Source organism: Paenibacillus sp. P36 (assembly GCF_045866505.1).
Lineage (GTDB): Bacteria > Bacillota > Bacilli > Paenibacillales > NBRC-103111 > Paenibacillus_E > Paenibacillus_E chondroitinus.
Genome location: NZ_AP038372.1, coordinates 7,564,442 through 7,585,350, shown reverse-complemented (window position 1 = coordinate 7,585,350; position 20,909 = coordinate 7,564,442). Strand labels below are relative to the sequence as shown.

At 49.0% G+C, this 20,909-nt stretch carries 17 protein-coding genes; 8 read left to right on the top strand and 9 right to left on the bottom strand.

Going from position 1 to position 20,909, the window contains the following annotated elements:
* Positions 1 to 168 precede the first annotated feature (168 nt).
* The 6 genes from ACKTT9_RS33245 to ACKTT9_RS33220 form a co-directional block, all read right to left on the bottom strand.
* Entirely contained in the window at positions 169 to 3,093 is a 2,925-nt protein-coding gene (locus ACKTT9_RS33245; RefSeq protein WP_407869364.1) for a 1,4-alpha-glucan branching protein domain-containing protein, read from the bottom strand.
* Complete coding sequence (locus ACKTT9_RS33240) at positions 3,090 to 3,650, bottom strand: DUF4912 domain-containing protein (RefSeq protein ID WP_407869363.1); 561 nt, start codon at positions 3,648 to 3,650, stop codon at positions 3,090 to 3,092. Before ACKTT9_RS33240 ends, ACKTT9_RS33245 begins: the two co-directional genes overlap by 4 nt.
* 121 nt (positions 3,651 to 3,771) lie before the next feature.
* Positions 3,772 to 3,984: a hypothetical protein gene (locus ACKTT9_RS33235; protein WP_246069161.1), complete on the bottom strand. Its 213-nt coding sequence runs from the start codon at positions 3,982 to 3,984 to the stop codon at positions 3,772 to 3,774.
* Positions 3,985 to 4,057: 73 nt separating this feature from the next.
* Positions 4,058 to 6,466, bottom strand: coding sequence for a sugar phosphate nucleotidyltransferase (locus tag ACKTT9_RS33230; protein WP_407869362.1), 2,409 nt, complete (start codon positions 6,464 to 6,466; stop codon positions 4,058 to 4,060).
* 21 nt (positions 6,467 to 6,487) lie between these two features.
* Entirely contained in the window at positions 6,488 to 9,322 is a 2,835-nt protein-coding gene (locus tag ACKTT9_RS33225; protein WP_407869361.1) for a 1,4-alpha-glucan branching protein domain-containing protein, read from the bottom strand.
* 9 nt (positions 9,323 to 9,331) lie between these two features.
* Complete coding sequence (locus tag ACKTT9_RS33220; protein ID WP_407869360.1) at positions 9,332 to 9,742, bottom strand: DUF4912 domain-containing protein; 411 nt, start codon at positions 9,740 to 9,742, stop codon at positions 9,332 to 9,334.
* 220 nt (positions 9,743 to 9,962) lie between these two features.
* On the opposite strand from ACKTT9_RS33220, the gene ACKTT9_RS33215 reads away from it, so the two are divergent.
* Complete coding sequence (locus ACKTT9_RS33215; protein ID WP_157318027.1) at positions 9,963 to 10,385, top strand: hypothetical protein; 423 nt, start codon at positions 9,963 to 9,965, stop codon at positions 10,383 to 10,385.
* Positions 10,386 to 10,453: 68 nt separating this feature from the next.
* Here the strand turns inward: ACKTT9_RS33215 and ACKTT9_RS33210 are convergent, their stop codons facing one another.
* Positions 10,454 to 11,326, bottom strand: coding sequence for a LytR/AlgR family response regulator transcription factor (locus ACKTT9_RS33210; RefSeq protein ID WP_407869359.1), 873 nt, complete (start codon positions 11,324 to 11,326; stop codon positions 10,454 to 10,456).
* A gap of 85 nt (positions 11,327 to 11,411) precedes the next feature.
* Between ACKTT9_RS33210 and ACKTT9_RS33205 the strand changes: the two genes are divergently transcribed.
* Entirely contained in the window at positions 11,412 to 12,041 is a 630-nt protein-coding gene (locus tag ACKTT9_RS33205) for a hypothetical protein (RefSeq protein ID WP_407869358.1), read from the top strand.
* Here ACKTT9_RS33205 and ACKTT9_RS33200 read toward each other — a convergent pair.
* On the bottom strand, positions 12,012 to 12,653 hold the full coding sequence (locus ACKTT9_RS33200) for a helix-turn-helix domain-containing protein (protein WP_407869357.1): 642 nt from the start codon (positions 12,651 to 12,653) through the stop codon (positions 12,012 to 12,014). The genes ACKTT9_RS33205 and ACKTT9_RS33200 overlap by 30 nt on opposite strands.
* Positions 12,654 to 12,849: 196 nt before the next feature.
* Between ACKTT9_RS33200 and sigI the strand changes: the two genes are divergently transcribed.
* The 5 genes from sigI (at position 12,850) to ACKTT9_RS33175 (ending at position 18,877) form a co-directional block, all read left to right on the top strand.
* On the top strand, positions 12,850 to 13,629 hold the full coding sequence (gene sigI, locus ACKTT9_RS33195) for an RNA polymerase sigma factor SigI (RefSeq protein ID WP_127455543.1): 780 nt from the start codon (positions 12,850 to 12,852) through the stop codon (positions 13,627 to 13,629).
* 29 nt (positions 13,630 to 13,658) lie between these two features.
* Entirely contained in the window at positions 13,659 to 15,101 is a 1,443-nt protein-coding gene (locus tag ACKTT9_RS33190) for an anti-sigma factor domain-containing protein (protein WP_407869356.1), read from the top strand.
* Between the two features lie 393 nt (positions 15,102 to 15,494).
* Entirely contained in the window at positions 15,495 to 16,508 is a 1,014-nt protein-coding gene (locus tag ACKTT9_RS33185) for an aldo/keto reductase (RefSeq protein WP_407869355.1), read from the top strand.
* Between the two features lie 21 nt (positions 16,509 to 16,529).
* Positions 16,530 to 18,038, top strand: coding sequence for a leucyl aminopeptidase (locus ACKTT9_RS33180; protein WP_407869354.1), 1,509 nt, complete (start codon positions 16,530 to 16,532; stop codon positions 18,036 to 18,038).
* 152 nt (positions 18,039 to 18,190) lie between these two features.
* Positions 18,191 to 18,877: a lysostaphin resistance A-like protein gene (locus ACKTT9_RS33175; protein WP_407869353.1), complete on the top strand. Its 687-nt coding sequence runs from the start codon at positions 18,191 to 18,193 to the stop codon at positions 18,875 to 18,877.
* 69 nt (positions 18,878 to 18,946) lie between these two features.
* Here ACKTT9_RS33175 and ACKTT9_RS33170 read toward each other — a convergent pair whose 3' ends face one another.
* Positions 18,947 to 19,504 (bottom strand): hypothetical protein, encoded by a 558-nt coding sequence (locus ACKTT9_RS33170; RefSeq protein ID WP_407869352.1) that lies wholly within the window; start codon positions 19,502 to 19,504, stop codon positions 18,947 to 18,949.
* A gap of 132 nt (positions 19,505 to 19,636) precedes the next feature.
* Here ACKTT9_RS33170 and ACKTT9_RS33165 point away from each other — a divergent pair, with 132 nt between their 5' ends.
* Positions 19,637 to 20,905, top strand: a complete 1,269-nt coding sequence (locus tag ACKTT9_RS33165; protein WP_407869351.1) for an MFS transporter — start codon at positions 19,637 to 19,639, stop codon at positions 20,903 to 20,905.
* Positions 20,906 to 20,909: the final 4 nt, after the last annotated feature.

Here is a 20,909-nt window from a genome sequence, read left to right as displayed (position 1 = left end):
TTGATTGTTCAGTAAGTTCAACCAAGTGCAAAATCTGTTCAAAACCGAGCACTGCGAGCACAAGGCCTGCCAATAGGTTACCTAATAATTACCAAGGAATCAATGATTCTTTGAAAAAATTCTGAAAATTTCAACTGGGTGCGCTTTCATTTGGCATAGATGTCCATATTATTTGATTATTTCCTTTTGATGCGGGATTATACCCGATGACTGCTCGTGAGCGATTAATTTCGTGTACAAAGTAACTGTGATGGCACCGATCTGCTCCCATCCAAAGTTGTCGTGAATTGTGGCCAAAGCCTGAGCGGCAAGTTCAGAAGCGGCAGCGGGATTTTGTAAAAGCTGAACAATTTGCCAAGCAAGCAGGTCAGCATCACCTGCAGGAACCTTATATCCGTTAATTCCATGATCTACGATGTCGGACAGACCTCCCGTATCCGAAACGATAAGCGGTGTACCGCTGGCCATCGCTTCCAAGGCCACAAGGCCGAACGGCTCGTAAAGGCTGGGGAATACACAAAGTTCAGCATGGTGTAATAGCAGGCTTTTGTCCCATTCGTCCAGGAAACCGGTGAAATGGACACTGTCGCCGAGTGGGGCAGCCGAGAGTTGGAGCGCTTCAAGTTCCGGTCCCGTACCGGCAATAACCAACTGAGCCATAGGATACTCCTTGTGAACGTGCTGCATGGCGCTAATGAGGAGGTGCACGCCTTTCTCATAAACAAGCCTTCCGAGGAAAGCGATAATGGGACGAGCAGCATCTCCATGCGGCACCAAAAGTACGCGAGAAAGCTCCGGGTTAACCGCTGAACCATGAGCACCCGGTACCCGAAATGGCATAACGCCATTAGGGATATGGGTCATTTTATGAAAAGGAGTATGAAAAAGGTGCATAACTTCTTGCAGCATATAAGGACTGCAGACCACCAGGTGATCGGCTTCGTGCGCTAATTTAGTTTCTAGGGCATGAATGCGCTTTTGCGCGGGCGTATCCAGCTTGCCCAGATTGCGTCCCGACTCCGTCGCGTGAATCGTGGCCAGCAGAGGGAGGTGCAGGACCATCTTGCACTCTTTCGCGGCATAGTAGACGAGCCAATCATGTGCATGAATGATATCGAATTGTTGTCCTTGAGCGGATAAGCGCTGGACGGTATCCGAGAAGGCCAGGTTCATCTGAAACACCCAATCCAGGAAATGAAGGGGTTCAGCGGAAGAAAATACGTCTACACGGTGAATATGCACGCCGTCGAGCAGCTCGTAGGACGAGCATTCGGGAGCCAAGCATGTGACGACATGGATCTCCAGACCACTCGCAGCAAGCTGAACAGATAGATCACGAACGGCTCTGGCGAGACCCCCGATAACTCGTGGCGGATATTCCCAGGCCAGCATCAGAACGCGTAGAGGCCTAAGCGTATCCGGCTGTGAAGGGACATGGCATGAACGCTCGGAGGCATCAGGGAAAAAGCTGATCGATGAAGCGGGTTGAAAAAGACGGTAATGCGCCTCGGGTAAAAAAGGCGTTTGCCGCTCCAGGGTCAGCACAAGCTCGGAAAGCGCTTTGTCTGTTATTTCACCCGTATCACCGTCAACTGTATCTAATAATTTATGGAAAGAATCGAGATGTGTCTCGATTCGTTTCACAGCATAGCTGGTTACCGTTTCCGCATCCAGGATGAAGGTCCAATCGCTGCTTTGCGCGAGCATCAACTCGCGCGCGGCTTGATTCAGCGCACGAACCTGCAGGCCGCTGAGCAGCTCTGGCTTCCGGTGCTTAAACGCCGCAAGCACCAAGCGATCCTCCGCCGCGTGCAGCAGCGGATGCACCCACTGGCTGCGCGGCTGCAGCCAGACCTCGGCGAAGCCGCCACGGCCCCAGCTGGACTCCGGCAGCGTGGCCGCCGTGGTCGGCGCATAGACGGCTGCGTAGCCGCCTAATGTCGCCGTCTCGCAGCGCGCAGCGGCAAGGCCGCGCAGCACGGCCTCGAGCCACTGGTGGCCTTCGTGCCACCAGTGCCCGAACAGCTCGGCATCGTATGGACATACGATGACCGGCGGCTGCGGCTGCTGCTCCGCGCAGCGCCGAAGCTGCGCCACCCGGCTGGCGACGAAATGCTCAGCATGCTGCTGAGCTTTCTGCGCGGCGAGCGCCGGGTGGTAGGGCGCTTTGGCGTCACCTTTGCCGGTGACGCGGTGGTACTTGAAGCCCGTATGAATGCGTGCGCCGTCCGGCAGCACATAGGGCTTCAAGTACTCCCACTCGGCCCCGCCGCTGCGGCCGAGGTCAAAGCCGATATCGCGGTAATACTCGCGATAGTCGGGGGCGCTCGGGTAACCGCTTTCGGCGCTCCATACTTGAGCGCCGGCTTCGAGGTCCCGAGCGTAGGCGCACGCGCCATTTGGCGTGCGCAGGGGATGGCTTGTGGATGCCCCAGACGCGGCAAACGCATGGGCATCCACAACGAAATAGCGCAGCCCCAGCGCCTGCAAGTGCGGCTCCACGGCAGGCGTGTAGCCGCACTCCGGCAGCCAGATGCCTGCTGGAGCGGATCCGAAATGCCGCCTGAATTCCTGGACGGCGGCTTCAAGCTGCGCGCGCAGCGCGGCGTCGTTCTTGACCAGGGGCAAGAAGGCATGTGTCGCGGCGCACGTTATTAACTCTAAGCAGCCTGAGCTTCTCAGGCTGCGGAATTTCCCGATCAGATCGCCACGCAGGCGATCGTACAGAGCAAGCAGCCGATGATAGTGATCGGCGTAGAGCCTGGCCGTGGGGCCGAAGTCGGCATGGCCCCATAGGCGAATCACCTCGCGCTGGGAAAGCTCGCAGAGGGAGGCCAGATGCTTGCGAAGCAGTTTCTGCAAGCCGGTATCTTCCAGCATAGCAAGCAGCGGCGGAGAGAGGGATAAAGTCAGCGCGAAGGGCACGCTTTCCTCAAGCAGCCGATCCATCATTTCAATGAGAGGCAGATAGCTGTCCACAACCGCTTCGAAAAACCAACGTTCTTCTAACGTGATTTCCGCTTTATGATGACGCACGTAAGGGATATGGGCATGCAGGAGCAAAGCAACATAACCGTGTACGTTTGAGCTCAATCGAGATCGCCTCCGAATTCCGAATCTGCTGGGGGTGTGCACTTGGGTAAGTACACGGAGTAGGCCGAGAAATACTCATGAGCTATAGGAGCCTTAAGCTGAATGGAAACGGCAGCAGGCCTGTAGGTAACTTGGTTTTCCAGTGTTGCAGCGTTTGAAGGAAATTCTTGCTTCGTATGTATATGGGGAGTCTGAATCGTATTAGAACGCAGAAGCGGGAGAAATTGTCCCTGCTCATTCTTAATGCCGAGTTCTGCGAAGTACAATCGGCCGGGTAGAAAACCGTTCAGGAAGCAGCATTCTCCTTGTGGAAGGGGGAGTTCAGAAATCGTATCTGACAGATGAGTGCTGACGGCTTGTTCGACAGTTGTTTCATAAAAACGCAGAGTGGGCTGAAGCAGGAGCCAGTCCGCTCCGAAGTGATCCTGCACCATCCTTTTTTTCCTCGAAGAGAGCTGCCAATAAGCAAAAAGATTAGCCGATGACTGCACCAACAAGTGGAGTGTGTCCCTGTCATTGGAATGGGCAGAGAAAGCTTGAGTAGGAATCAGACTCACCTTTTCTTAGGTCGTAATGGGAAATAAATGGGATAAACCATTCGGACAACATTGTAGCATACGCACCTAGGAAACGAAAAATCTCCTCCTTTCAAGAAGGGGGAGATCTCCTGTATGTGCTTTACTTAATTGGAGGTTGACCTTCCATGTACCGGGTCTCCGTAAGCCTCATTAAAGAATCATATCGATTGACAGAACTCAGAATCAACAGATAATCATCCTGATTAATATTCGTATAAGATGCCTTGAAACCGGTATGATATTGAACCGTCATACTGGAAGATTGATCGTCATACTGCACAAAAGCGATCTGCCTGGAAACACTTGGAATCATATTCACGCCGCTCTCCCCTTCATCTTAAGACTTCGGATCACCCGCTAATGGATATATCTGTCATATAGTATGCTTATTGCAACACATTTAGAATGTGGTCTCGGTACGAATGGACAAGCTCTTCGGCAAGAGCCGGATTCTGAGACTGGGCGACAAGCCTAAAAACAGGGTCTTCACTATCGGGCAGCAGCAAAATCCAACCATTTTCATGATAAAATTTGATCCCGTCCACCAAATCAACAGGCGTGTCCTTGGCCTTGTTCATCATACTCCGCATCACTTCTCCCTTGGCGTCCCATGGGCAATCGATTTGCTCGCGGTGCAGATAGAAACTCGGAATCAGAGATAGAAGCTCTGACAGCGGTAAACCGGTTCTCCCCAGATGAAGAACGACAAGTCCGATGGCAAAAAGCGAGTCGAACAAAGGATGCATCCGCGCCTGCTCCGTGGCTTCTAGAATGGCTCGTTCCCATTCCTTGGTGCGAATGATTGTTGCGCCTAGTCCCTCGGCCATGCTCTCCAGGAGCTCAGGCGCGCTGACTGGAGCGCCAATGGTTGCTCCTGGTCGACTGTGCAGGTAGCACAGGTACAGGAAAACGGTTTGCAAATCCGTATCGACAAGCTCTCCCTTCTCTGTCACAAGCTGCAAGGTGCGGCCGTCGTCCAACATGCGCAAACCTAAGTTAGCCCCGGCTAGCGATGTGAACAGGGGAAGTGGTACCTGATTATTTGCTGTGGTCACATGGATCGCTTCCAGTCCCAATTTCTCGAAAAACGGCACCAGATAAGGCTGCAGCCAAGGGCTGGCTTCAATGACGATCTTCATTCTCGATAGGGGCAATGTTTCTCCTTCATCTGCGATTTCATCAGACAACGTACGGACGTAGGTCTGAAACCAATGTGTTTCATCTTTATAGCTGCCGAGGTGTTCCATTGATGCCCGTCCGTAATCCTCTTGCCAAAAGCTGTTTTCCACTTTGCGCTCGGCGGATCTTGTAATAGGCAGCCCTTCGGCATCCATGCAGGCCAGCAGGCACCTTTCGTTCTCTTTACCGGACCAATCCAGATGGATACCACCTGCGGCGCCCAAGTGACGAATGGCAAACGAAGCTGCCGGAGCCAGGCAATCTCCCAAATCAATGACATGCGTGCCGACGGATTGCAAGCTTGCCGTCAAAGCACGCTTGAGCAAACGAGTGAAGGTATGCGGGGCGCAGCTTACAGTGAGTGTTTTGCCGGCAGCAAGAGTTGCCCCGTAGGCTGTGCCGAACTTGGCGGTCATCTCGGGCGTTAGCTCCAGATTTGGAAGGCCGCTGACTCCGCGGGTTTTAAATAGCGTTTTGGCAGCATGCTCCCCCCATATATGAGAAGTATGAAGGCGGGATTTATCGCGAATTTGTTTATGGGGCCATATTTTCACATGAGGCTCGATCCGGCTCTTTTCCCCAATAATGACATGATTGCCAACGACCGACCCTTCGCCGAGATACGAGGCTTCTTTGCAAACAATGCGGCTGGTTAGCGTAGAACCTTCTAATTCGTTATGGGGGGCGATGTGGTTATGGTCCCATAGCACGCTGCGCGTGAGCTTGCTGCCCTTGGAAAGCCGATTATTTTCCCCGACGATGCAGTATTCTCCGAGCTCCACCCCGTCCTCAAGCTTACTCCCTTTACCGATAAAAGCAGGTCCAACGACGCGGGCTGTTTCACTGGTCTCTACATCGTCTGCGATGTAGACGCGAGGCTGGATTTGGGTGCCGTGGATATGGAGCTGTACCTTGCCATCGAGCATATCGAACTGGGTTTGCCGATACTGCTGCAAGTTGCCGATGTCCATCCAGTATCCGCTGCTGACGTAGCCGTAGAGCCCTCTATTTTCTTGAAGCAATGCCGGAAAAAGCTGCTGACTAAAATCAAATTCCTGACCCGGCGGCACGCGCTCCAGGAGCTCCGGCTCCATGATATAGATGCCGGTATTCACCGTGTCGCTGAACACTTCCCCCCAGCTTGGTTTCTCCAAGAAGCGGGTAATCAGGCCGTTTTGATCGGTCATGACCACACCGTATTCCAGCGGATGAGGGACACGGGTCAGCAGTAACGTAGCTTTGGCTTGTTTTTCTTTGTGAAAAGCGAGCGCCTGTTCCAAATCGAAATCGGTTAAGGCATCACCGCTAATGACGACGAAGGTATCGTTGAGAAACTCGTGCGCCTGCTTGACGCTTCCGGCTGTACCCAGTGGACTCATTTCTTCAAAATAGTGGAGATTAACGTCAAATGCTTCTCCATCGCCAAAATAGTCGCGAATCACTTCAGGTTTATACTGCATCGTGACGGCAATGTCCTGGATGCCGTGTTTGTGCAGCAGCTCAATAATATAGGCCATGCACGGTCTTCCCAGGAGAGGCACCATGGGTTTGGGAAGATGGCAGGTAAGGGGGCGAAGCCGCGTGCCTTTGCCTCCAGCCATAATAACAGCCTTCATAGTGGGTCCTCCTCAGAGTTATTAACTTTTTACTGTAACTGGAATGTCGGAGAGCTTGTGGGTTAGTTTGCGATAATCCTCCTGAACATGCGCAGCGATATGGTTCCATTGGTAGTTTTTCAGCAGCAGTTGGTAGGCACTGTCGGCCATTTTGGTGGCTAATTTGGGATGCAGCAGCATTTCGGTAATATGCCATGCCAGCGAATCGACATGTCCCGGCAGAGCTTTGTAGCCGTCCAAGCCATGCCGAATGATTTCAGCCAGACCGCCTGTATCCGAGAGTACGAGGGGCCGCCGACTGGCCATTGCCTCCAAGGCAACGATTCCGAAAGGCTCATATAAGCTCGGTATGACACAAACATGGGCATATTGATAGAGCTGGGTACGGTAGCTATCCTCTATGAAGCCAGTAAATAAGACGCGATCTCCTAAATGGGCCGCTAACGCGCGAAGTTCGTTTTCCATCGGTCCTGAGCCGGCAATGATGAGCTTTGTTTGCGGCACATGCGTTAAGATGCCCGGCATGGCATGGATGAGCGTATGAATTCCCTTTTCATAAACAAGCCTGCCAATATAGAAAATGACTTTATCCTGTTTCGCAATTTCACGAGGACGTTTCGCTGTTTCCTTGCTGGATGCCAGAGAGAGCTGAATGCCATTCGGATGAACAATGACTTTATCCGGAGGCAAGCTGAAGATGCGGACAACTTCCTCTTTCATATAGGAGCTGCAAACAAAAACGCGGTTGGCCTCATACGTCAGTTTCCACTCTAACTGATGAATTTTGCGCTGTAGGTCAGAACCCAAATTCCCTTGATTTCTTCCCCATTCCGTCGCGTGAATCGTCGCTATCAGAGGGATGTTATAACTCATTTTTATTTCTCTCGCAGCGTGAAAAACCATCCAATCATGGGCATGCAGAAGATCGATGCGGCCGCCATTCTCCACCCAGTTGACCAGATGATCCGTCATGGCGAGATTCATTTCAAAAGTCCAATGATAAAAGGATGTATCACCGGAATGCTGAACAGGCAATCGATGGACATAGACGCCATTTTTATTCTCAAAAGAAGGTGCGCCGTCATAGGACGTCGTGATGACATGCACGATTTCTCCGAGGGAAGCAAGGGCTTCCGACAGTTCATGGACGGCTTTCGATAAACCGCCGACTTGTTTGGGCGGATATTCCCACGCAAGCATGAACACATTGTGGCGATGTTTTGTAGCTTCGAGTAAGTCTTCCCATTCACTTCTGCTAGAAATTATAGGAATAGGCGACTGGAGGCTGGTGCTTCTGAAAGCTTGATAGTCGACATCCGGAAGGCAGTGGTCTTGTTCCTCTAGTGCAGCAAGGAAATCCTCATCAATCTGGTTGCTATTCAATTGATCACAAAGTAGATGGAAGCAGCCAAGATGCTTTTTTATCCGGCGGTTGGCATAATCCGCGTAGGTTGCCGAGTCCATCATGAACGCCCAATCGCTGCTCTGAGCCAGCATGAGCTCTCTGGCGGCTTGATTCAAAGCACGTTTGAACACATCGGTATTTGTTTTCTCAGCGTGATGAAGATGCTCCTGATTTGTGGCGAAGTGAATCATCCGCTTCTCCGCTTCATGAAGATGACAGTAAATCCAGTCATTGCCTGCTTGCAGCCAGATTTCAGAGCTGTGGTTGCGGCCTGCGCTGGAAGGGTTCAATTGGCCAACGCCGGCCGTAGGATACTCATCCAGATACTCGCTGGGCGTAATCATTTTCACCGTCGTCTGATCGAGAAACATTTTGCGGCATAGCTGCTCCAGAAAGTGGGGACCTTCATACCACCAATGCCCAAAAAGCTCCGCTTGAAAAGAGGAGACGATAACCGGCTTTCGATCCAGCCAGCGAAGCGCTTGTTGCACCTGTTTTTGGCGATGTTTGAGAAAATCATCGGCATGCTCTTCCGCTCTTTCGGAGGCGAGTGCCGGATGATAGGGCATTTTGAGCCGGCCTTTACTTGTATTGCGGTCGTATTTGAACCCTGCTTCGTTAGCCGAGTAATAATCTCGATAAAGAAAATCGCTGCTATACCCATCCTCAGGAGAGCAAATTTGATGCATAGATGTTAGATCGCATGGAAATGCCGTCACGCCGTCAGTCGACGTCAGCAGCGGAGCCAACTGTTCACGATGGGGGTGAGGGGATGCAAAAGCAACGGCGGTTGCGTCCGTGAATATATACCGGATGCCGGCTTCGCTCAAAATCCGCTCAATCCCCGGCGTATAGCCGCATTCGGGTAACCAGAAGCCGCGTGGCTTTTGATCGAAATAACGCTCAAAGTCTTTCACCGCGGTTAGAATCTGAGCTCTTATAGATTCTTCCGTTTGCATCAAAGGCAGATAGGCGTGCGTAGCGGCGGATGTTACGATTTCTATGTGTCCTAATTCTTGAAAATGTTTGAAGGCGACAATGACATTTCCGTCATAACTTTCGTACAAATCCTGCAGCTTTTGAAACTTCTGCGAATACTGGTAGGCAGCCGGAAGGAGGACGGGGTCCTGTTGCAACCGAACCTGTTCGCTATCTGTTAGCGTAATGAGCTTTTGGAGATAAACCCGATAGTTGGCTTGCCAGAACGGATCGCTGAACAGAGATAAAAGTGTTGGAGTTATGGAGATGGTCATGCGGAAATCAATTTGATCTTGCGAGAGCTGCTGCATGACTTCCAATAATGGCAAATACGTTTCTGTCATAGCCTCAAAAAACCAGCGTTCTTCCAACGCAACGTCCGGACCTTGGTGGCTGATATAAGGAAGATGAGCATGCAGGACGAGGGCGAAATACCCCTTAATCTCAGGCTTCGATTTCAAGCGATTAATCAAAACTTATCGTCACCTCGGTTCTCCCCAATTCTCTTCCGAATCTTTGGGGGTTGCGACACAATTGGATCGAAGTAAAGGGATAAACTCATGCTCCCACGTATACGTCCCTACATCCACGATATAGCTGCGATTAGCCCCAGCTTGATGCAAGTAGGCATTCGTAGTTTCAGGCGGCACGGTTGTATCCCAGGAGGTATGGGCATTATGTCCATTAAAGAGTACATGCGTCACATCGTACAAACGGATGACACACGGCATAGCGCCGAAGTCACATTCAAAATGCTGGGACACCAGCCACCTGCGCCTGTCAGATATTTCCCAATATGTATAGAGCGAATTTGTACCTACAACCATAAGATGGAGTAAGTCCTTGTAATACCTTCCAGGCACCTCATACTCCGAGATTGGTGAAGTTTTCAAGGTTATTCCTCTTTTCTGGACAATCGCATTTCGGGCGACCATTTTCTTGTAAAAGCATTCGCTTTTCAACAGAAAAATATGCGTGGATTGCTAAAATCTAGATGTCTCGTAAAAAAGGAATTTCACACTTTTAAGGCGAATATATTGGATTAATCCGGGTGACAAAGATGATGCTATGATGCAAGTTTTCCTCACGGAAAACGCAAAGGGAGTGATATCGATGAGTTTTTGTTGTGGCGCTAGTATGATTGGAACAAAAGGTACATTGAAGCACATCCGTACACAAATTCATAATGTGCCGATTCTCTTCTGCCCGGTATGTCACCATATTGAGGTTCACTATCTGGTAGAGAACGAATACGAGATACTGGCGGAATACGCCCATGGTGATGGGGCTGCCGAGGTCGATTTTTTAGAATACGTAGATGGGAAAGACCATTTGCTGCATGACAATTGTGTGAATCATGAAGGCGAAGAGCCTATGGATATTGTGCGCAGCCAAATCGATATGGCGCTGGATCTGCTCATGGTGGCGAAATCCTTAGCGGATGCCGAATGGGAAGAGCAGCTCATGAAACGATTGAAAATGCTGAGTGTACGCCGCGATAAGCTGAAAAACAAAAAAACCTCCAAGCCCATGTAGAGGTTCTAACGATAAAAGCCGCTATCTTTTCCTAACGGAAGAGGGGGCGGCTTTTTGTTGTGATGAGTCTAGACTTGGTCATGCAATTCCTGGAGCAACCGCCCGAATTCTTTTTGCAGACTTCTGCTTAAAGGGATTTTTATGGGCGTATGATTCAAGTGAATAAGAAACCTGCGGGATGTAGGAAATCCGCTGTCCTTCACGTAGCTGACAACATGCCGCATATTGACAAGAAAGCCCTTGAAGGGGCTGAACATCAATGGCGAGCTCTGAGATAAGATATCCGATAAGTTGGTGCTGGAATCCATCTGTGCACCATTCTTGAGATGAATTCTGGTTAATCGCTTGTCCTCTTTCTCGATGAAAAGAATCGATTCCTCCGAGATCGGTAACTGCGATTTTTGATTTTTTACAGTAATCCAATTTGTTTTCATTGAGCCTGGCGTTTGCTGTGTATGACTGCGTTCCAATTGAATCTCGGTAATGGCTTTGCGGATGGCGGCTTGAAACTCAGGCAGCATCACGGGCTTTGACAAGAAATAAACAGAGCCCAGGTCATGAAAACTCGTGAGGATATGATCGATATTGGTCGTTCCGCTAACCATGATGACCTTCTGCTGATAACCGGCTTTGCGTAAAGTCTGTACCATGGCAATGCCGTTCAGATTGCCTTCCAGGCCAATATCGACAAGCAGGATATCCGGGAGAAGCTGTTCATACATTCGAATGAATTGTTCGCCGTCCGTGGCGATCGAAACGACATCTAATTCGCACTGCTGACAATAGATTTCAAGTAATTTACCAACCCAATGATTATCTTCCACAATGGCAACGGTGTAAGGATGCCCCATACGATCATCGCACTCCATTTCTCTAAGACCATCTATGCATTCTGTCAGCTTATGCTCAGAAACAGCCAACTTAGTCCATATTGAACGCAAAAGATCTATTATCCTGTATAATTCTAGTTGCAGAGTTAATTGATGTAATTTCTGAAGAGCAAGCTTAGAAATGAGGGGTTAGTATTTGTTTACATGGGCGATATTTATCTTGACCTGTCTTGATTTTGTTCCCATGATTTTATTCTCATTGGTTCTATTTAGACAAAAAATAAAGCCGCACGGGTTGCCGATTGCTTTGGCTTTCCTGGCTGGAATGTTGGTCACATACCTAGGCCAAAGGCCTATTTTATACATAAGTATCATCTGTGTGCTATTAGTATCTGTTTGGAAATTTTATCCGATTCCTGCCGTCATTCTCGCATTATCCGGATACATCCTGTCTGTGATTGTATCGACTGGCGTTTATGCGATATGGGAACTGACTCCGCTCACTTCGTATGCAGCAATGAAAAATAAACCGGATGAGTTCGTTATCGTCCTGCTTCTGGCATTAGGCGCGAAATGCGCTATTCTTGCAGGAATACATAAACTTCGCCTGGGTTTTACGTTCTTGACGCATTACACGCGAATAATGCCAACCAAAGAAAATGCAGGCTTCTATCTTTTCATTATTGTCGTAATCGTTGGAATTATTTACCGACATTCCTATCCAAACAGCGTGCTAAGCGCACTGATGCCGATTCAAATGCTTGGTATCGCAACAGCTCTATTCATCTATGTTATGCTAGGTAAGGAGCTTAGCTTTCAACGATAAGGGATGGCCATCGCCATCGGCCTGAGCAGTAGCGCCAGTATTGCGAGCCACATAATCCACAAGGGTTTGATGATGTTTCATCTGCGCCATGGCAGCGATGGTAACATAAGGTCCTTCTTCATAAGCATCAAAATAAAGTTTGCCTTCTGAGGGGGCATACTTTTTTATTTTGTTCAGATTGACGAACAGGTGCATATCCATTTTTGCAAATTGAAGATCCATTAATGCTTCTATGAAACTAGTAAAAGCCACGAGTGATTCTACGTTTTCTTCCACCATGCCATCTTGTGAGACGTATTTGATCGATTTCGTACCGAACTCCACATACCAGACATTATCTAAACGGATTTCGTTAGGCGTCTGCCAAGATGACGCTTCTTCCAGATATCCGGCTTTCATTAAAAGATCCGTGTAAGGATATTGATAAGCTTGCGAAAGCTTCCTTAAGGTGTCAGGGGATGGCTTGATGATGTCATTCGTGGTACGATTACGTCCGAGCTCTAAGTCTCGAATGTACGCATGAGACAGGCCGCTTTTGCTGGCAACCTTGCGCAAGGACATCTTGCCTCGCAGCGTCTCGAGAAACTTGCCAAATTGATTACCTTGTTCCAAATGAAACACCTCCTTACCATAATTGTAAAGGATTCTAGTTTAAATTGAAATCGTCTACAGAGGTTTTATTTCCCAGTAGGTGCTCATTTGGACATCTATGTTATAATAAATTTGCTTTTTATTTCTGTTTTACATATATTGTACCCCCCGAATTGATATACATAAGGACGAAATTACTATACTGTGAGGTGGAAAGGTGCTACTGGTACTATTCAAAAGGTTCCTTGGAAAAAAGGAATCCCAGGGTCAAAGTGAATCCTATGCCTCTTCCCTTGAGGTTACCATACATCAAATTCAATCAGGAGACCTAAGACTTAGGAATCAATTTATTTCAGACTATCAGCCCTATGTGGCTAAAGTGACAAGCAGGTTCTGTAAAAGGTATATAGATCCGGCTAGGGATGATGAATTCAGCATTGCTTTAGGGGCATTTAATGAAGCCATTAATCAATATTCTTCTGTGATGGGGAGATCTTTCCTCGGGTTTGCCGAAACCGTCATGCGGAGAAGGTTAATTGATTTCTTGCGAAAAGAACAACGTTTCAAAGGACAGATTCCTTATAGTTCATTCGATCAGGAAGATGATGAAGATAACCTACTCAATCCGATTGAGGTTCATCAAGCCATAGAAGCTTATGAAAAGCAAAAAGGACTTGAAGAACGGCGAAGTGAAATTATGGATTTCAGTCGCTGCTTAAGTGACTTTGATATCGATTTCTCTGAGTTGACGGAAGCCTCTCCTAAACATGACGATTCCAGACAGATGCTTTTCGGCATTGGTCGGACGCTGGCACAGGATGCGGAACTTATGCGGACTCTTCTAACGAAACGGCAGCTACCCATTAAAGAGCTGCTGGAGCAAGTACAGGTTTCTAGAAAAACCTTGGAGCGCAACCGTAAGTATTTGATAGCTATTGCTCTCATCTACAACGGTCCATACCCTTACTTGCGGGATTATTTACATATTCGAGAATGAGGACGGCATTAAGAAAGGAAGAACAGCGCATGAACAAGGGAATCGTAATGGAAATTAGTGACAGCTCCATTATTGTCATGAGTCCAGAGGGTCGATTTGAGAAGCTCCCTAGGGGAACACGAAACTGTGAAGTAGGAGAAGAAATCCTGTTCGCACCTGCGATAAGACGCTTCCGGGTACCGCAAATAGGAATTCTATCTGGTTTGGCCGCCGCAATTATCGTGTGCTTCGTCTTGGTATCCACTTTAACGGGAAGTGTGCCAGGTGGCCAAGTGGTTGCTTACGTAACCATCGATATCAACCCAAGTGTCGAAATTGGGATTGATGACAAAGAGGTTGTTCAAGATCTACAGGGATTAAATTCAGACGGCGATGAGTTAATCAGCACCTTGGAGTACAAGGGCAAGTCGTTAGAAGCTGTTACCTCAGACATCTTAGATAAAGCGGAGCAGGGAGCCCTTGCCAAAGGGGAAGGCGATATTATCATCTCATCTACAGTCGTAGAACAAAAAGCAGCGGTGAATGATGAGGCGATAGCCACCAAATTGAAGAATCAGGTGAGCAAGCATATTGAGCAATCGCATCCCGATCAAGTTCAAAACTATGAAGTGACGGCGTTCGCAGCACCGCAAGAAGTGAGACAAGAAGCCAAGGCCAGCGGTGTATCCGCAGGGAAATATGCCATCTATCTCAATGCCGTAGACAACGGAGCAAAAGTATCGCTGGATGACATCAAAAGCGTCTCCATTCATCAGCTGGCCAAAGAAAACGGCGGGATCGACAAGCTGGTGCCATCATCAAAGCCTATCGATAAGTCTTCACTGCAAAGACTTGTCGCCGATGAAAAATCAGGGAAATTGAGTGAGCGAATTCAGCAAATTCAAAATGACCGAGATAAAGGCAAAAGCAATGCAAGCAATGATAAAAACGATAAGAATGACAAGAACGACAAGAACGATAAAAATGGCAATGGCAATAATAACAATACCAAGATCGGTAAAAACGAGAACAATGGCAAGCCTAGCGTGAAGCCGACACCTACGCCTACGCCAAAAAACAACCGCAATGATAACAAGAACGGCCAGAATGTTAAAAATGGCCGTGACGATAGAGATGACAATAATGACAAGAATGGCAAGAACGACAACGATAATAAAAACGGCAAAGATAACAATGGCAGGGATAACAACGGCAAGGATAATGACGATGAGGACAAAAATACATCAAAACCAGGCAGTAAGGACGACAATGACGATGATCCGAAAAATGGATCATCGTCAAAGCCACGAGAGACCCCAAAGCCTAGTGTAAAACCTACCGTCAAACCAACAAGCACGAGCAAGCCGACGGCAAAACCGACAGCGAAACCGACGGCAAAGCCGACATCGACTCCAAAGTCAGATGATAACAATTTCAATTGGAATTGGGGCAATCGGGATTGGGGACAGAAGAAGGACGGCAAGGATGATTGATGAATTGTAACCCTGAGACACTTTGATGAGTGTCTCAGGTTTTTTTATTTTGGGGAGAGGTGGCAGGGGCTGCCTCAGCCACCTAGCGAGATCTACATGGATTTTCCGATAGGGGAACTAGGGGCCACTATTTGCTGCAAAACAGGCGCTTGGTAGATGTAAGGGAACTCTGATCCCTTACTTTCTAGTTTGCGACGAATTGCTGTTCATTTAGAGAGAATAGCGCCCTGTGGTTCCCATACGCACTCCAATATACAGTTTTCTAAAGATATAGCACCCTGTAGTTCCTCTAAGCATGCACGATCTCGTGGAAAGTAGGATAGAGTTGTATTACAATAGTTGCATGTGCAATTATTCATATCTTCGTTAACGGAATGGAAGGGTGATCTTGGCTTGAGGTATTCGAGATTCGGTAAATCCGGCTATAACGTATCGTCACTGGGCTTTGGGGCAATGAATCTTCCCAATGTACCCTTGGAACAGGCTAGAGAGGCGTTGAATTATGCCCTGGATCACGGCATTAATTATATCGACACTGCAGCCGCCTATCGCAACAGCGAAGAGATCATCGGCGAATGCATTTCGCATCGCAGGGACGAGTATTTTTTGGCGACGAAGACAGGGGCGCGTGATTACGAAACGGCGAAGGCGGAGATCGAGCGAAGCCTGGTACGTATGAAAACGGACCATGTCGATTTATTGCAAATTCACTATGTGAACTACGTAACTGAATTTAAAAAGGCTATGGATATCGAAGGCGCTTACAAAGCCGCGCTTGAAGCTCAGCGAGAAGGCAAAGTCCGATTCATCGGAATTTCCGGACATCGGCCGGATTTGCTGACGAAATGGATCGCAAAAGGGCAATTCGATCAAATTTTGTTTCATTTGAATTTAGCGCAGCCTTTTGCCTTAGAGGAGCTTATTCCCAAAGCAACAGAGATGGATTTGATGAAGGTTGCGATGAAGCCACTATCAGGAGGATTTATTCAACCCGTTGACCGGGCCATCCGGTATCCTTACAGCCAGAACGTTCATGTAACCATTTCGGGGATGGTCAGTGTGAAGGAAGTGCAGGAAAACCTGGCTGCGCAAGAGCAGGAGGTTGGAACGGAAGAGCGTCAAGAGCTCGAACAATTGGCCGTTGAACTCGGTCAACATGATTGCAGACGATGCAACTACTGCTCCTGCCCACTTGAAATTGCCATTCCGGATGTGATGATTTCGAGCAAGTTTAGAGAAAAATTTGGTTTACTGCCGAAGGGCGAGGGATTTTTCGAAAGACAAAAGGATAGAATAGTAGGCTGTGCTGACCATGATCCGTGCAAAGAGAAGCCGATTTGCGAAGAGAAATGCCCATATCACCTGCCTATGCAGTCCGTTATTCAGAAGGCAGCATCTTTTTATTAAGCTAACAGGGAGAATGACACTATGTTTGAAAAAAACACAGCAATTACGACGGGCGTGTTCACGTCATTCACGCATAACGAGCAAGGGGCAGACGCCATCGTCGTCTGCCTAAGTGAAGCCGAGCTGCGCGAGGACTCCGTCCTCGACGAGCCGCAGCTCGATCAAGCCCTTCAGCGCCTGCGCGCGAAGGGCATCTTCACGGGCGCCTCAGGCGAGCTCGAGGCGCTGCCCACCTACGGGCTGCTGCCGTACGCGTACGTGCTCGTTGCGGGGCTTGGCCCCGCAACCTCGCGCGATACGCTGCGAGCAGCCGCCGTGCATGCAGCGCGCGAGGCACTCGCGCTGAAGCTCGAAAGCTTGGTGCTGAAGCTGCCAAGCGGCTTCGACAGCCGGTCCGCCGTCACGGCGCTGACCGAAGGGCTGCTTCTCGGTACATACCGCATCGCGGTGTACCGCAAAAACGAGCCGGCGCGCGCAGAGCTGCGCCGGGCGGTACTGCTCACAGAAGCGGCTGCGGATGCAGCGCTTCTGGCGTCGGCGATCGCAGCCGCTGAGGCGGTTGCGGAGGGCACGAACTATGCCCGGGATCTCACGAACCTCCCGGCCAATAAGCTCCTTCCGGCTACCCTCGCAGAGGAAGCCATGAAGCTTGCCCAGCACTACGGCTTCGGCTGCGAAGTGCTGGATGAGCACGAAATCGCCGCCCGCGGAATGGGCGGCTTGATCGCGGTTGGCGCAGGCAGCGCCAACCCGCCACGGATGATCACCCTGCAATACAAGGGTGATCCGGACTCAGCCGACGTGCTGGGCCTCGTCGGCAAAGGCGTGACCTTCGATACCGGCGGCATCTCGATGAAAAGCCCCGACGGCATGGAAGAGATGATCAGCGATATGGGCGGAGCCGCTACGCTGCTTGGAGCTCTTCACATCGCCGGGCAGCTGAAACCCAAGATCAACTTGGTCGTCGTCATTCCATCCGCGGAAAACATGACGTCCGGCTCGGCTTATCGTCCAGGCGATATCGTGAAGATGCTGAGCGGACACTCCGTGGAAGTGCTGAATACGGACGCAGAGGGCCGTATCATCTTGGCGGAGGGGATCACCTACGCGAAGAAGCTCGGAGCAAATCGCCTGATCGATGTCGCTACTTTGACGGGCGCTATCTTAATCTCCTTCGCCGATGTAGCGACGGGAGCTGTGACGAACGATGATGAGTTCCTGAAGCCATTGCTTCAAGCGGCTGGCGAAGCGGGCGAGAAGCTCTGGCAGCTGCCTAACTACCCGGAGTATCGCGAGATGCTGAAAAGCGATGTGGCGGATATTAAAAACCAAGCCTCCTCAGATCGCTGGGCGGGAGCTATTACCGGAGGTCTTTTCATCGGGTACTTCGCCGAAGAAACGCCTTGGATTCATCTCGATACCGGCGGCACTGCGTGGTTATGGTCAGGCAAAGGCATTGAGCCCAAGGGAGCAACAGGCGTTATGGTGCGGACATTAGCTGCTTATTTATGCGGCGATCAATTAAGATAAATGCTTTCTAATAAAAATGAGGCTGTCCCAAAAGTCATCGATTGACCGAGGGAGAGCCTTTTTTTTGATTTTTTTGGTATGAAAAAAGTGGGAATTTTTACCTTTTATGTGCGTAACTAATGCTTGATAAATAAAGAGGGAGGGGATTTCTAATGTTAGGCATTATCGTGATTTTACTGTTGTCATGGCTTTTGCTTCGCTTCACGATTAGGCAGCAACTGTCCGTACTAGGGTACAATCCCATTGGTCTGCGCCTACGGCAGTTTGGAATTGCTTTACTGATTGGGCTGTTCGTTTGTGTGGTTGTCAAATGGACAGAGTCTATGGTTACGTCAGCGGGCTGGGAAATAAATTCAGGCTATCAATGGTCAGAATTTTTCTCCGCAAGTTGGTGGAGTTTGAAGTCTGTTTGGTTTGAAGAATTGCTATTTCGAGGTGCATTGCTTGTCATACTGATCCGCTGTCTGGGTGTTCGATTGGGAATTGTTCTTTCGGCAGCCGCGTTTGGGGCTTATCACTGGTTCTCGTATGGTTTGTTCGGCAATATTCCTGTCATGATCTTGATGTTTGCAGCTACTTTTGTGATGGGACTTGTATGGGCGTATGCGTACTCAAAATCAGGTTCCATGGCCATCGCAGTAGGCAGCCATCTTGGTTGGAATGCAACATCGGCAATCATTTTCTCTGACGGTCCTATTGGTGATCAATTATTAATTCCGCTTAAAGGTGCTGAGTATGTGCCGCTCACGGGCCTGCCGTCGTTATTGTTTTTTTTCGCTTCGAATTCAGCGTTACCATTCATACTTTTTTTCTGGATCAAGTACAAGAAATCGGCTTAAAAATTCGGCTCCATAAAAAAGAGGCTGCCCCAAGTCATCCAATGACCGTAGGACAGCCTCGTTTGTCGCTTAAGCACCGACACTTCTTCCGGCTGCGGCAGGCTGCGAAACTGTTTTTTGCAGCAGCTCATTCACATCGGATAATTGAATAACGATTCTGTTGATTTCATTCGTCGTATAAGAGAGCTGGCTCATACGCTGCTGAAGCTGCGGCAAGGAGATGCCGACCCAGCCCTTCTTGCTGCGATGCAGGGATAAGTCATATTTGAGCACCGTCATTGTGGCGGCAAAAGGATCTGGTTTGACATAAACATCTCTCATGACATCATCCAGATTGAAATAGAGCTGCCCACGGTCCCATTTAACAAAACCTTGCTCGAACAAGATCACTAGGAAATCGGAACCTGACTTGTCTTTGTTCTCCATCGTAATAAGTCGGACAGCGCCTTTGGCCTGATTCGGCTTGATGTACTGGCCTGAACGAATATCAGGAAGGAAAGGAACAATGAGAAGCGGGCCTACACTGGCGATATACAAATAAGTTGTTGACTGAAACACAAGAGAGAGTACAATAAAGGTCAAAAAGAGTATTGAGCTTGTGATAAGACCAAAATGGTTTGGTTTCATAGTATGTCGATGATCCCGCCTGACATGATAGATTAGGTAGTCTGTCCCATTTTACCATAAGCGCCCTATATCTTGTAAACTATTAGATCTTTCAATAGGTTTTACCCTTACAAAATGGAGGCGAGCACGCTTATGAAAATGCTGGACAGCTTGTGGAATCCCCGAAAAAAACGCTCCTACTACCGAAAAAGTCTCCTCATCGCTACGCTGGAAGGATTCCCGGCTGTTGTGATTTTTCAGCTTTTGGGCGGTCCTTTCTTGACCGGTTATTTATTGTACCTTGGTGCGACATCGACGGAGATCGGGTTTATACTAGCCGTCACGACCGTGGTGAATATCATCCAAATCGGTATGGCTGTAGCGATGCAAAAATTCAGGAACCGCAAGCGGATGCTCCTCATTTTCGGCTCCTCTCACAGGTTATTATGGGCTTCCGTGGGTTTGATCCCGTTTCTGTTTCCGCAAGATTGGTGGGTCGTGATGTACATCATTCTGTATACGGTGGCTCATTTGGGCAATGCCGCAGGCGGTGTTGTATGGACCTCGCTAATTAGTGATGCGGTTCCGGGCCCGGTTCGCGGGCGGTATTTCGGAATTCGCAATACGATTCTAGGCGGAGTAAGTTCCCTTGCCCTTTTCATAGGCGGGCAGATTCTGGATAAATATCCTGGAGGACAGGGTTTTACCTATTTATTTATGATTGTCGGCGTTTGCGCGCTCCTCAATATACTGGCGTATTGCTTGTATCCGAATCCGCCTTTCGAGCCATCCAAGGAATCGAATCCGATTGGAATGATTGGGAAGCCATTGAAGGACCGCGCTTTTATAAAAGCGATTATTTTCTTAGCTGTATTTTTATTTGTGCAAAGTTTGACCGTACCGCTATTTTCCTATGTGATGCTAAAGCTCATGGCCATTAATTATGAAACAGTCTCCTACATCACCGTTGTCCATACGTTGGTCATGATGGCAAGTTACTATGTTTGGGGTAACCTGAACGCACGTTATTCAGCGCAAACCTTGCTGTTATGGTCTTTACCGATCATTGCCCTCGCTTGTCTGTTGTGGGGGGCGATTGCCTTCATTCCGGCGATTGTCGTGCTTTATGCGGTTCATATCGTGCTGGGTGTAGGACTCGGCGGGTTTAACCAGATGGTCTTCACATTTACAATTGGCGATACACCGAAAAGTGAAAGGCCCATGTACATTGCAACGTACTCAGCGATTACGGGTTTTGCCGCCTTTTTAGGACCGATTGTTGGGGGAAAAGTATATGAGCTCATTGCTGAGGCCCCGATGTGGATGCAGGTTTATGGCGTTTCGACACTTGTGGGCGCTGTGCTGATGATACTTGGATTCGTGGTAGGACGCCTTGTACTCGGGAAACAAATAAGGAGCTGACTTT